The organism is Flagellimonas aurea (genome assembly GCF_017313785.1).
In the GTDB taxonomy this organism is placed as follows: domain Bacteria; phylum Bacteroidota; class Bacteroidia; order Flavobacteriales; family Flavobacteriaceae; genus Flagellimonas; species Flagellimonas aurea.
Map to the genome: position 1 here is coordinate 51,301 of NZ_JAFLNL010000010.1, position 14,208 is coordinate 65,508.

Sequence of the window (14,208 nt, forward strand, 5' to 3'; positions counted from 1 at the left end):
GAGTATTTGCCTTTCTCGTTATTTTTTTAATCGCTTGGTTTCTTCCTTTTTGATTTCCAAAGTTTGGACTACCTTGTTTTCTAATAAAATGTTCAACTGGTATTTCCCGCTTTTTAAGTGGTCGATACTCATATATATTTTATCGTGTCCCGTACCTTTTTTCATGATGTTCGGAAGAGGTGTAAAACCTGCTAGTTGAAACTTATGATAAAGGTATCTTGGAGGGGAAAGAGTGGATGGAAGATATGTTTCCAATGATGGAAGATATGTTTCCGACTGTGAAAAAACCTTGTTTATACTTGTTTGGAGAGATATTCGTTAGGGGTGCAACCCACAATTTCCTTGAAGACCTTGTTAAAATATGAAGGGGTATTAAATCCAACTTGGTATGCAATTTCTGAGATAGTAGCGTCAGAAAGGCAAAGTAGTTCCTTGGCCAGATTGATGCGCTGTGTGCGCACGAACTCCGTTGTGGACATTCCAGTGACCGCATCTAATTTTTTATGCAATTGGGAACGGCTCATGAGCATGAGCTTGGCAAATTTCTCACTTGTAAACTCTGTGGAGGTAATGTGTTTGTCCAATATGCTCTGCAGCCGTCGTAAAAATTCTTGCTCCGTTTTTGTGGGAACAAGCCCTGGGTCAACTTTAAATGTTTTAGAGTAATGTTCTCGCAGACGGACTCGATTTTCCAAGAGTTTTTCTACCCTTACTTTTAATATTTGGGGACTGAACGGTTTGGTTACGTAGGCATCGGCACCCATTCCCAAGCCTGATAATTGACTTTCTTGGTCGGCTTTGGCGGTGAGCAATATAATAGGGATATGGCTGGTGGCCTCATTCTTCTTGATGGCCTGACAAAGCTCAATCCCGCTACAAACAGGCATCATAATGTCACTTATGATCAAATCGGGAAGTTTTTCTTGGGCCACTTCTATACCTTTCTTTCCGTTTGGGGCCTTGAGAATGACATATTCATTTTTAAAAATGGAAACCACATAGGAAAGGATATCCTTGTCGTCTTCCACAATGAGCAAGGTTGGCTTTTTAAATGTACCCAATACAGGTTTTTCAGGAACCAATTTGTCATAAGATGCAGGGGTTGGAATGTTTTGGGCTTTGTTAAAGGGTTGCCCTATTGGCAAGGTAAGCGTAAACTGGATCTTGCCCTGTCCAATATTGTGTGCGATAATGCTTCCCTTTGATAAAGATACAAGTTCCCGAACAAGAGCCAGTCCTACGCCAACACCTTCGGATTTTTCACTATTTTGATGAAAACGTTTAAACAGCTTGCTTAGGTCCTCTATTTTCAATCCATCGGTGGAATTTAGAATGGAAAACACAAGATTTTGCTGTTCTTCTTCGGCAGTTACGATTATGGTACTGTTCTTAGGGGCGTACTTTATGGCATTTGATAATAGGTTGGAAATAATTTTCTCCACAACGTCTGCATCAAACCATGCGTTGCCCAGTTTTTTAATGTTGTGTTGTATATCTATGTTCTTTTCCGCAGCAACATATGAAAAGGCTTCAATCAGTTGAATCAACAATCCTTTTAGGTCGCCTTCGGTAAGATTGGACTTGAATTGACCGGAATCAATCATGGATAAATCCAACATTTGATTTACAAGGCCCAAAAGTCTTTGGGTGTTGTTTTTGATAAGGGATAGTTCCTTTTTATCGTCATTGGAAAGTCCTGCTCTATCCAATTGATGCTCTATTGGTCCCGAAATAAGGGTGAGTGGGGTGCGTATTTCGTGGGAAATATCTGTGTAGAGTTTGGTTTTTAATTCATCAAGTTTTTGAAACTTGTTTTTTTCAATCTCCACAAGGTAAAACTTGTGTCCGAGACCCAAAGAGAATATGAGGAGTTCTATAAAAACTCCCAATTGCGTAATATTAAAGCTGTAAAAACCAAAGACATTATTGGATTCCACCCCCCCTGAAAATGAATGCTGATTGCCTAAGTTCAATCCCACCATGCTAAACCCGATCAGGAAAAAATTTCCGAGAAGAATATAATAACGTAAAGGTGACTTTACCACTATGAAGGCCCTGATCACTGCATAGATGCCATATAAATGTAAGGGTAATAAAAGCAGGTTCAAATGCCTTTTCACCAGTAAAAAATCTTTAGTGAGAAGGACATAAAAGAATATGGTAACCCCAGCCAAATAAGTGGCGATGGAAAACCATTTGAGTTCCCTTGAAAATTTGGGATGATGGTCCCGGATTTCTGCAAACGAGTCAACAAAAGCAATGAAAACCCCTGATAGTAAAAACACCAGTGGGGCTAAAAAATAATAGGAAGTGTCATAATTCTTAAAAAAAAGCTGTAATTCCAGTTCAAGGTCTATTCTTAAAAAGAAATAGGTAGCAAATATCAAAATATAAACACCGTACAATAGATAATCCCGCTTCCTTAGCCTAAAGTAAAGCAGTAGCATAAAAATGCCAATGGCAATAAAACAGCCTTGGAATATAAAAGTGGTAAACACGGCAATGGCCATATTTGTAAAATGCCAAGGCTGTTCTATTTCAAAATTGTAGGTAGCCGGAACATCGCCCCAAATACCATCATAATTACTGGAGAGTACCTGAAAGGTATACTCGCCGGGAGACAAATTTGTATATCGGGCCGTATTGTTGTTGCCTGCATTGATCCAATTTTCATCATTGCCTATTAATCTGTATTTATATTGATTTAAGCTGGGTTGAGAGAATTGCAAGGATGAGAACGCGAATGTAATGGTGTTCTGTGTATGCTTTAAAGGAACGTTTTCTGAAAGATTCCGGGTATCGTTAAAAACCTTTATATTGGTGATTACGGTTTTGGGTTTGAAGGGATTGGTCTGCAATTGTTCCGGCCGAAACCAATTGAGACCTTCCAAACCACCAAAGTAAAGCGTTCCATCTTCATCTTTGAAATAGGCCCCAGTATTGAATTCATAAGATTGTAGACCATCGTAGTTTCCATAATTTTCCACGGAATGTTTCCCATTATGATATGAAAACCTGGAAATACCTTGATTGGAGCTCAACCAAAGGTTCCCTTGTTCGTCCGGTAGGATGCCATAGACAACATTGTTCGGCAATCCAGTTTTAACCGTAAAATGTAGAATTTCTCCTGTGGATGGTTCATAGGACTTCAGTCCATTTCCGTTTGTACCTATCCAAAGTCTATCATTTTTATGAAGCAAGGATTTTATATCATCGGCAATTGAGTCAATTTTTACTACCCTTCGGGTATCCATGTTAAGGGAAAAGAGGCCACTTTGTTCAGTCCCCACCCAAAAAATATTGTCTTTGAAATGTTCAATGGTTCTAATATTGTCCGTGGTCAAATTGGAGTTTTCCGAATTGAATTGGGCTACAATACCATTTTTCTCATCGAATAAGATAAGCCCCCTGTTTCTTGTACACAGCCATAGATTGTTGTTGGGCGCCTTATAAATCTTCCAAATCGTATGATTTCGTAATTCTTCAATGGTTTCAATTTGATTGTTGCCCCGCATTTTCTGGAGACCATGTTCTTGATGTCCGATCCATAAGGTATTGCCATCGTGATACAGGGACATGATCCTGTCCCCGATTAAATTGGATTCCCCGATTTTGATGGTGAAGGCCTGTTGGGTATCCAAATTAATTTTGGTCAACCCTTTGCCCGAGGTTCCCAGCCAAAGGCTTCGGCCTTCCTTGGCAATGGCCCTTATGACATCCACATGGGCCTCTTTGGGCACATTTTTGTTGGTGAGAATATTGAACTTGGCCAAGTACTCATCATAATAGCTGACCCCCGCACCATCCGTACCTAGCCAAATAGTTCCTGTGAAATCCTCGAATAGAAATAAAATGTCATCATAATGAATGGCATCGGGATTGTTTCTATCGGCCAAAAAATGCCTAAAGCTCTTGGTGGAGAAATCAATGATGTACAAACCTTGTCCGTACGTTGCAACCCATAATCGGCCATATTTGTCCAATAAAAGGTCTTGTATGACCAGATCCGTTGGGAATTTTTCATTTCCAAACCCCTTGAATTGAGCAAAGGTTTCTGACGAGGCCGACTTTATAAATAGTCCTTTTTGATAAGAGCCCACATAAATATTTTCTCCATTTGTGGTAAAAGCACTAAAGTTTGTCCCAGATGATCGGTAGATGGTATCCAAGGCCTGTTTATCATTGTTCAGCTTATAGACTCCTCCCGAGGCGGCTATCCAAAGATGGTCACCCCAATCGATTAAATCGTATATCTCCAGTGACTTATTTTGACCTCCAAGCACTTGGATAGTATCCTTCTTATTGGCTTTGATTTGAAAGAGCCCCTTTTTATAAGTGCCAATATAGATGTTCCTTCGCGAATCTTCGTACACAACACTGGCACTATCTATGGATTTTATTTTTTGAAACTCTTCCTTTTTTCTATCATAGAATTTTAAGGTCCCGGGATTGGTGATGACCCATAAGGTGTTATCGGAGTCAATGAACACCTTGCCAAGTTTACTGTAAGTGGGTCTGGTAACATCTTCAAACTGTTCTTTATAGATGTTAAATTCCCTTCCATCGTATTTGTTCAACCCATCCTGTGTGGCAAACCAAAGATATCCGGTGGTGTCTTGAGCGATGCCCACTACACTGTTCTGGGAAAGGCCGTCATTTACTGTAAGGTTATTGAATGAAAATCGATTGTGGGCCTCGGGTGGACCTTGAGCTTGACTAAATGTAGACTTGCCAAGGCACAATAATAAGACCAGTATGGTGCACGGGTATAAAAAGACAAGGCCGTTATGGCTACTTTTTTTTTGCAATGTCTTTAATGGTTGAGGTTTGTTTTTACAATATACCTTTTTTCTTAAACCTAGAGCCCGATTTTGGCCTAACATGTTCGCTTTGATGAATCTAGAGTAGGTAAGTGGCCTATTCATATTGTAAACGCGTAGATAATTTAATTTTTATAAGGCATTATCTACTAATCACGGGGTGTAGTAGAATAGAATCATCTCAATGGTTAAACAATCCCAAGTATATTTTTAGGACTGTATTATCTTATTTTCAACATGCATATCATATTAATCAGTTTTACTTAATTGACAATTTTGTAATTGTTTAGGTATATTTGAAATGATGAAAGACGAATCAATCACAAAAGTTCACAAATCGTCAACATTTTGAAATCAAAACGTGAAAACCCCAGTAAAACTGGGGTCCGGGAAAAAAGTTCGATTCTTGCCGGAGCTACTTTTCTACAATCCATCAAAATGAATTAACCAATATTTTCTTAATGGGTGATTTACCCCACAATTTTTAAATAACAAAAGGCATTTCTATCTTGATTTTTATCCGCTCATTGTTAATGGGATGAACAAATTCTACCTGTTGTGCATGCAAACAAAGTCGTTTTGAAGGCGTACCATATAGATTATCTCCAACAATTGGTGCATGAAGTCCCAATTTATGGGCGCAATGTACCCGCAATTGATGTGAACGTCCCGTTATAGGACTTAATTTGATTAAGGTTTGATGGGCTGTTTTTTTTATGACCTCATAGTGTGTCAAAGCAGGTTTACCGTGTTTATAATCTACCATTTGCATGGGCCTGTTATTGATATCCAAGATAAGAGGAAGCGCTATCTCCCCGGTGTTTTCTTCAATTGGTTTCTCTAGAACCGCAAAATAGGTTTTGCGAATCGTACGCTCCAAGAATTGTTGTTGCAGCAGCTTGTTCGCTTTTTTGGAAAGGGTAACAATCATTGTTCCAGAGGTATCCTGATCCAGCCGATGTACAATTATGGGGCCGGAAGCTTTCGGATACTGTTCCAGAATACGGGATTTTACAGAATCTTTTATGTGCCTGCCTGGCACGGACAACATGCCGGTAGGTTTATTTACGACAACCAAATGTTCATCTTCAAACAGCACTTCCAGTTTCTTTCCTGCTCCAAAATTTTCCAACAAGGGATTTGGTTTTACAGGGATTCCATTGAGCATATGTGCCAGAATAGGCTGGCACTTGCCTTTACATGCCGGGTAAAACTTACCATGTTCCCTTATTTCCGAATCGGGAGACGGTCCCCACCAGAACTCAGCTAGAGCCACAGGTTTCAACCCTTGCTTGAATGCATATTGAAACAGTTTTGGAGCAGCACACTCTCCTGCACCTGCAGGTGGTACATCCACCCCAAAATCGGTAAATACCGTTTTAACGGATTTGCCTTCTCCCTCACCGTTCAAAAAAATAAACGATTCAAAAATAGCATCCTGTAGCTGATTGGACTTGGTTTTACGTAGCATTTTGAGTGCTTCAATTCGTTCTTCCAACTTCCTGTATGCACCAATAGCTTTTTCTAACCGCAAGTTCTCGGAACGTGTAAAACGTCTCAGGTCCATCCCGGCATTGGTGCCTTGCTTTGCCAAATCGTCCAAGAGTTCCTGGCGCTCTTTATCAGGTAGATGAATAGACTCTTTTCTGAGTCTGTCGCGTTCCAATTTGCTTTTTTTTGCCGCTTTCTTGGCAGCAAGTATATTTTCTTTAGTCTCTTTTGTTGTCTTTTTTAGGCGTTGCTTGGCAGTGATAAACACATCACTTTCTTCCAGCGCTTTAACTTCTTTGCTAATTGCATTGATGCTGGCCATCTCTGGAAAATCTTCTCCTTTTGGTAATTGGTGAACAGGAGGTACAAATGGTAATTTTTCCAGCTCGGGTTGAAGCTCGCCAGAATATGCACTTAGATATCCAAGGCCACCGTTCTTGGTTTGTACCACAAGGACCCCTAACATACGTCCTGTGGGTTGATTCATCAATTCTGGCAAATTCTGTTGCAATCTATTTTGCAGGTCTTTCGCCGCTTTCTTGGCTATGGGAATGGGCGTATAAAAATGAGGATATTCAAATGACTCAGGTATTTTGTCCTGCCCATTCGTTTTCAAATAAACTACTTTGTATTCCTCTAAAGGTAAGCTAGTTGCCAATATTTTTTATGTTCTAAGTTTGATTGGCAGTCCATTCAAAACTTGATTAACCCTACAAATTTACAGTTCTTCTGTAGATTCAACTATTGAAGGATTTAAAAGTAAAGGTTCACTTTTGACAGGATTGTTGGTTCTCTTCAAATGTAATCCTATCATTCTCATGGTTCAGTAAAAATTAATGAAAAAATATTGGCGCTTGTTCATTTATCCCATAGTGCAAGATTGAAATGGGCAAATAACAAATTCTGATGTTATTTGAATATATTTACTACAATAGACAATGCTCCAAAAGTTGCTTTACTGTTGAAAAGCATTGTTAAACGTGTTTGCTATGAAACGTTTTATCTGTAGTATATTTTATTTTTTGCTCACCTTGCCATGTGTGCTCCAAGCTCAAAAATTGGAACCAAAGGAAATCACTGTGCTTGTCAACAAGTATAAAAATGATATTCGGGGACCTTACAAGGACATTCGATGGTTCTGTACTGATGGAAGCATCCGTCCACCCAAAGACCCTTGCCCCGATAACATTGGTCCAGGAGTCCAGCATGCCCGATATAAGGATGAGGTAGTGGCCCTGGGAAAATCGAACCATATCTTTTTGGGACAAATCTTGGCGTACACTGATATGGAATCCCTTTGGGACGTCGAGAACGACCATTCCAGGCTCAAACAGTACCAACTTGATAAATATTTAAGGAGTGTGGACAACGGTTGGATCAATCAAAAAGGTCAGTTTTACCGTGGCGCCATACAATCCGAAGATGAGCAAGCTTGGGGGATTGAATTTTATAAATGGCTCTTGGCCAAGGATGAAATTTTAAGGAACGAGTACTTTTTGGTTCGTCAATCGCTAAAGGATATTCCACATAATGGGGATGACAATGTTGCGCAAAAGATGAGGAGCGAATCCAAAGTGATATCAGACTTATATCTGCCTTTTATGGACCTGCGGACAAAGATTCACAGTCAGCCGGAAGAATCGGATATCCAGAAAGTGATCAAGTTTAAACAAACGCATAGTTCAAAGTTACCTGCGGATATTGCACAAAAGATAGATGCCTTGGTGACAACCATGAAAGAGTTCCATAAACCTGTTGATATTTCGGCCCTGGCACAAATGGCTCCGTTGACGAAGGGAACTCCGCTTGGTAATTCAATAAGTGGTTTTGCCGCAAGTTCCTCAGAATTGAATTCACCAAAACTATTGGTTGAACAGGCTTCTCAGCTCTTATACGATATACGGGAAGGGCTCTTGGAAGAAGAAAGACCCATGGCAAGGCTTCAGTTGCTTGATGTATCATTGAAATTGGAAGAGATTGTATTTAAGAGTTCACCGGAGTACCAACCGCAAAACTTGAAAGACCTACTGCATAAAATCTGTTATCTGGGTATGGCCGTTACTGGATCGGGCTATCTCGAACAATGGGAGTGGAGCCAATTGGCTTCCGGGCTCACAAACTATGATGTGCCGGAACAATCACTTGGTGAATTAACCGAGGTGTTGAACAGGGCAAGGGCCGCAGTGGAATGGAGCGCCGCGATGACAAAGGCAAATTATGATGCTATAGTAAAGCAATATGTGGCCTTTGAACCCCTCGCAGCAGGATTTATAGATGACAAGATCCGTGGCTCGGTGTCGCTCCATTTGGGGCAGAGCGTTGGCGAATTGGGCAATATGATCTCCATGGAATCGCAATTGGCTAACAAAGTGATGGATGTACAGAACCAAAGTACCATTCGAGGTCTCAACCCTGGGTATGCTTTTGGTGAACTTGTAGTAGTGGGGGGCAGTTCGGATGATATTGAGGTTTCGTCGGATAAGATCTATGTATTCCAACGGCCGCCTTCGGACCTAAAACCGGTGGCGGGCATAGCAACGGTAGCTGAGGGCAATATGGTGTCGCACGTACAGTTGTTGGCACGAAATCTTGGAATTCCCAATGCCGCCCTTTCCGATGGGAATTTGCAAGCCTTAAAAAAATATGATGGCACAAGGGTTTTCTACGCCGTATCTAATAAAGGAAATGTAATTCTTAAGCCCGAGAACCAAATGTCGCAAGAGGAACTGGCACTTTTTACCGTCAAGGAAAGAAGGGAGGAGCGGATAGAGGTACCCGTCGGACAAATTCGATTGGACGAGAACAATGTACTCAACATGCGAAGCGTAGATGCGGATGACTCCGGCAAACTGTGCGGGCCCAAAGCGGCCAACCTTGGCCAGCTCAAAAAAATGTTTCCCGATAAGGTCGTTGAGGGATTGGTGATTCCATTCGGGATTTTCAGGACCCATATGGACCAACCAATGCCTGACCAAGAAGGTTCATACTGGCAATTTTTGACAAATATGTTCCAAGAGGCAAATCGAATGTTGGATTCTGGTATTACCGAAAATGAGGTTGAAAATTATCAGCTAAGACAATTGGAAATATTACGGGCGGCCATTAAAAAGATGGAGTTGCTCGACAGTTTTGTAGATCAATTGGAGAATGGGTTCAAAGAGGTTTTGGGCGGAGACTTGGGAAATGTTCCTGTGTTTCTGCGCAGCGATACCAACATGGAAGATCTTAAGGAGTTCACGGGAGCGGGCCTAAACCTTACTATTTTCAATTCGGTAGATAGAACCAAAATTTTGGAGGGTATCAAGGATGTATGGGCATCCCCTTACACGGAAAGAAGTTTTAAATGGCGCCAAAAATATCTTTTGAATCCCGAAAATGTATATCCATCAATTTTGGTTATCCCAAGCGTTGACGTGGACTACTCAGGAGTTTTGATCACCAAGGGAATAAGTTCCGGAACGGACAAAGATCTTACTGTGGCATTCAGCAGGGGAGCTGGGGGCGCTGTGGACGGTCAGGCTGCGGAGCAATACCTGATCAAGGATAGCGGAGGCTATACCTTGTTGGCTCCAGCCAGGGAACGTTTTTATAATGTTCTGCCCGAAACAGGCGGTACCGAAAAGAAAATCGCAACTTTTCAAGATCGTGTGCTCAAGGAAAGGAACATCAGCGAAATACGTGATCTAGCGCGTACAATTCGAGAGCGTGTTCCCAAAGAAACCAACTCGGATTACCAAGGAGCTTTTGATGTGGAACTTGGTTTTAAGGACAACAAATTATGGCTGTTCCAAATTCGCCCGTTCGTGGAGAACAAAAGGGCCCTAGGTTCTTCATATCTGGAATCCATCACACCAAAGATCGATTTGGAAAAGCGTATTTCACTTTCTAAAAAATTGTAGATGAAAAAGATAGTTATCATAGTGTTTTTAGGATTGATGGGACTCGGATTCAGCGAATTTGTGGAATATCCTATCGATGGATACGAGCGTACGGGGATCAAACGTCTCAAAAGACTTGAAATGATCAAAAATGGGGAGTTGAAAGAATCCACACCATTGCCCGCGGGAGCCATGAAATCTTGGGAAGAAATCAAACTCAACCTTTTGTCCAAAAAAGAAGATAGCACTGGTAGTTTTTTTGTGGTTGACGAACCGTTTCAAAAGGATATCGGCGCCCTGTTCCGAGGTCTCGACAAAAGTTACTCATTGACCATTATGGATATTTCCGATCCTGATAGTGTCCGCTATGCCGAACGAAACAAATCCTTGGGGTATCAGCCGGGAAGTGTGGGCAAGTTGGCCGTGCTTACCGCGCTTTTTGAGCAATTGGCCAAAATCTACCCTGATTCTTTTGAACTACGGACTCAGTTATTAAAAAACAAAGAGGTAAAAGCAGGGGTCTGGGGACTAAGGGATGAACATACCGTTCCCATTTTTAATGTGGAAAAAAATACATTGGTAAAACGGCAAGTGGTTGCAAGTGATGTATTTAGTCTATATGAATGGGCGGACCACATGCTTTCGGTTAGCAACAATGGTGCTGCCAGTATCGTATGGCGTGAGGCATTGCTAATGGCAGCCTTTGGCGAAAAATACCCAGAGCTTACCGAAGAGGAGGCAATGGCCTATTTTAAGGAGACCCCCAAAAAAGATTTGACCGACCTGGCCAATGATGTGGTGAACCTTCCTTTGCGTGATTTGGGTATAACGGCTGATGAATGGCGATTGGGCAGCTTTTTTACATCAGGTGCCAATACCTACGTAGGAGATAAAGGCGGAAGTATCGGCACTCCTTATGGTTTGATGAAGTTTTTGGTCCAACTCGAACAAGGAAAAGTGGTAAATGAGGAAAGTAGCCTCGAAATGAAAAGGTTAATGTACATGACGGATAGACGTATACGCTATGCCCAATCGCCAGTACTAAAGGAAGCAGCGGTTTATTTTAAATCTGGTAGCTTGTACAAATGCGATAGGAGCAAGGGCGAGGAATGCGGAAAATACATGGGAAATGTACAGAACTTTATGAATTCGGTTATCATAGTGGAACATCCCGATAACTGCAGATATATGGTGGTCCTCATGACCAACGTGCTTCGAAAAAATTCGGCATCCGACCATATGTATCTGGCTTCGGCGATTGACAAGATTGTTAGGAAAGGTTGATTTCCTTGAGTGCATTTTGTGCAAAATCCTTGATTTTAGGATTATCATCTGTTACATAGCGTTCCAATAACTCCTTAAAACGTTTGTCTCGCTGTTTGCCTATCAGATAGATTACCGCCAATTTTAACTTTATGTCGGGCACCTGCAACAGTTGCTCAAAACATTCGATTTCACTAGGTATGGCATGTTTGATCTTTTGTATTGCCTCTTCTGATGAAAAATCCATCGTTGCTTCCTCTATTATGGGCAGTAATTTTTGTTTAAGGTTTCCTGTGAGTAGGTTGTCCAGAAACTCAATGGCCTTGATACGAGATTCTTCCTTGGGACTCAACAAGCCCAAATAGGCATTATGAACATCTTCCTGTACATATTTAAGCCCTAGTAGTTTAAAAATCCGTTCCAGTCCAGCATCCAGCCTACGTTCCAATAGCTCCAATAATGATGCTCGTGCATTCCTTTCTTCAACATTAATTTGTCCACCGGATTTTTTACGGTTTCTATATGAAATAATGATCTGGGTATGCATCGCTGAAAGTGTTTGGTGGTACAGTGTGCATTCTTCAAAGATTTTGGCAACTATCTTGAATCGGTTAAAACGGAGCGTGGGGCGCTCTTTTCTGATATCGCTCAATGACCGTACCACAGCCAGTCGCACACTGAGGTCCACATCATCAAAAAGTTGGAACAATGAATGTACCGCATCTTTGGACATAAAGGTTTTTATGACCGAAGGTACCAGTCTGCAAACATCGAGGCTTACTGTCCTGTTTTTTACATTAGAAACCAAGATAGGAAGGATTCCCGGTCCGTAGTTGTGCAGGGCCTCTATGGCAAACGGACGCATGTTCTTATGGGTGAGCAATTGCAGTAATTTGTTGATGAACAATGGCCGCATGCTCAATCCGGCCGCCCTAATCGCTGCTTCCCTTAAATGATTGTCCACACTATCGAGATGTTCTGTTATTGCTGGGTAGAATTGAGGGTAACCCGAAGCGCCAATGGCCTTTAATACGAGTGGGTTAATTGCGGTGTCGTTTTGTGATAATCGTCTTTCCAATCTGCCCGGAAGGTCATATTTTGTTTTTAGGGTTTGGTTCCCCGTACTTTCCAAGGCCAAACAATACAGTGCGGTATCTTTGATCAATTGACTATCTGCTTCCAGAAATTCGTCGAAGATGTATTCTTCATTTTGTTCGGCGTGCAGCAATAAGTATTCAAAGGTGGCCAAGGTCAGTTCTTCATCATTATGCTGTAATAGTTCGTTGATATTGGTTATCATGCTGGAGCTGTTCAAAAAATAGAGGTTCCGCATGGCGGCAGCTTTTATCTTCAGGGAAGGATGATCAAGTAATCTCAGTACATCATCCGTAAACCTTCTATCATTGATTTCCATCAATTTGTTGAGCATAAAAAGAATCTGTTCGTCGGTGCCACTGTAAAAAACGTTTTTCATTCCTTCAACAGCGGAAATGGGCTTCGCCTTTGTATTGGAAGGATTGGTGGAGCTTGGAGAAACATTCTCCAGGTTCTTTTTGAAAGTGGTGTAATATTCCTGCCGTAGAATACCAATGAAGAAAATCCAAATCATCACCAAAACTATGATCAATAAGGTAATGCTCGTAGTTCCAAGGTCTAGTGCGCTAACAAAAAATATGAGCAATAGGCCTGCTACGCCGGTGGCAATACTATCCACTACAACATCAATGAAAGATTTGGTACGGTTTTTCAGCTCGAACGGTAAAGGGAGAACCAATAATTCGGACGCACTTTTGTTTATCGATTGTTTTAAGATGCCGTCCATGGCCTTGATGACCACGATTGCGGACAGTTCGGGCAATATCAAAAAAAAGATGGAGCCGAAAAGGATGCCCAAGGGCAGGAGCAACAGCGAAAATCCAACGCCCCAAATACCAACAACACGATGGGTAACAAATAATTGGATTCCCAAGGACAACAGGTTGAATGTGGAAAACCAAAATGCCAAAAATGAGGTGAGTTCCTCGGGATCATCAAAAGATTTTGCAGCAAAATCGCTAAATTGATAGTCCACTAACTTGGCTACCAACACGCCTACAGCTACTGTGAGTGCCATATAGGTCAGGTGGCGTGATTTTTTGATCAGTTTGTACGGATGGCCATCTGTGATGGAGATTCGCTTCTTTTTTTTGAAATCATCCAGTTTGTTCACCCGAAGTTTCCAGATTACCCGTAAAACGGGAAAACAACCCATAAGCATGATCGCGGCGATAAAGATCATGGCATCGTTCCCGACGAAAGGTGCCAAAATGGAGGTAATGTAGCCTCCAAATATACCGCCCAATATGGCTCCAGAACCTATAAATCCGAAAAGCCTTTTGGCGTCCCTGACGTTATAGACCAGATTGGCCAACACCCAAAATTGTGAAGCTGACAGCACAGCATAAATGGCAGACCAGATATAAAAAAAGAACAGTAAATAGGGGTTGATCAATCCTAGTCTTAAAAGTACGGCCAATGCCACAAGTACTACAATTGATGAGAGCAATGTGGTTCTTATGATATGGTTCAGTTCAAATTTGGCAAGTACCCTTGTGTAGAAAAAGGAACTTAGGACTGCAGTAAAGGCAACCAAGACGTAAGCTACGGATAATTTTTCCGCACCAAGTTCTGAAAGAAAAAGTGCATTGATTGTCGGCTTTATGATCAGTAGCACGGAAATGATCAAAAAGATGTAGCAAAACATAAAAAGGGAGATT

Annotated in this window: 6 protein-coding genes; 2 read left to right on the forward strand and 4 right to left on the reverse strand. The window is 41.4% G+C overall.

Features of this window, described 5'->3' with window-relative positions; all coding sequences use genetic code 11:
* Positions 1-18: 18 nt before the first annotated feature.
* The 3 genes from J0656_RS15820 to J0656_RS15830 all read right to left on the reverse strand — a co-directional run bounded on the left by J0656_RS15820 (position 19) and on the right by J0656_RS15830 (position 6,927).
* On the reverse strand, positions 19-165 hold the full coding sequence (locus J0656_RS15820; RefSeq protein ID WP_199912659.1) for a hypothetical protein: 147 nt from the start codon (positions 163-165) through the stop codon (positions 19-21).
* Positions 166-293: 128 nt separating this feature from the next.
* A complete protein-coding gene (locus tag J0656_RS15825) occupies positions 294-4,808 on the reverse strand; it encodes a two-component regulator propeller domain-containing protein (protein ID WP_207035634.1) in 4,515 nt (1,504 codons plus the stop codon).
* Positions 4,809-5,304: 496 nt separating this feature from the next.
* Entirely contained in the window at positions 5,305-6,927 is a 1,623-nt protein-coding gene (locus J0656_RS15830; RefSeq protein ID WP_207035635.1) for an RluA family pseudouridine synthase, read from the reverse strand.
* A 373-nt stretch (positions 6,928-7,300) separates the two neighbouring features.
* Here J0656_RS15830 and J0656_RS15835 point away from each other — a divergent pair, with 373 nt between their 5' ends.
* A complete protein-coding gene (locus J0656_RS15835) occupies positions 7,301-10,210 on the forward strand; it encodes a PEP/pyruvate-binding domain-containing protein (protein ID WP_207035638.1) in 2,910 nt (969 codons plus the stop codon).
* Positions 10,211-11,473 carry a serine hydrolase gene (locus J0656_RS15840; protein ID WP_207035640.1) on the forward strand — a complete coding sequence of 421 codons (1,263 nt, stop codon included), beginning with the start codon at positions 10,211-10,213 and terminating at the stop codon, positions 11,471-11,473.
* On the opposite strand, the gene J0656_RS15845 is transcribed toward J0656_RS15840, so the two are convergent.
* A complete protein-coding gene (locus J0656_RS15845) occupies positions 11,460-14,195 on the reverse strand; it encodes an Npt1/Npt2 family nucleotide transporter (RefSeq protein WP_207035641.1) in 2,736 nt (911 codons plus the stop codon). The genes J0656_RS15840 and J0656_RS15845 overlap by 14 nt on opposite strands.
* Positions 14,196-14,208 lie beyond the last annotated feature (13 nt).

Coding starts and splice junctions, on each gene's coding strand:
- J0656_RS15845 (WP_207035641.1), bottom strand. CDS start 14,195: ATGTTTTGCTACATCTTTTTGATCATTTCCGTGCTACTGATCATAAAG.
- J0656_RS15820 (WP_199912659.1), bottom strand. CDS start 165: ATGAAAAAAGGTACGGGACACGATAAAATATATATGAGTATCGACCAC.
- J0656_RS15840 (WP_207035640.1), top strand. CDS start 10,211: ATGAAAAAGATAGTTATCATAGTGTTTTTAGGATTGATGGGACTCGGA.
- J0656_RS15835 (WP_207035638.1), top strand. CDS start 7,301: ATGAAACGTTTTATCTGTAGTATATTTTATTTTTTGCTCACCTTGCCA.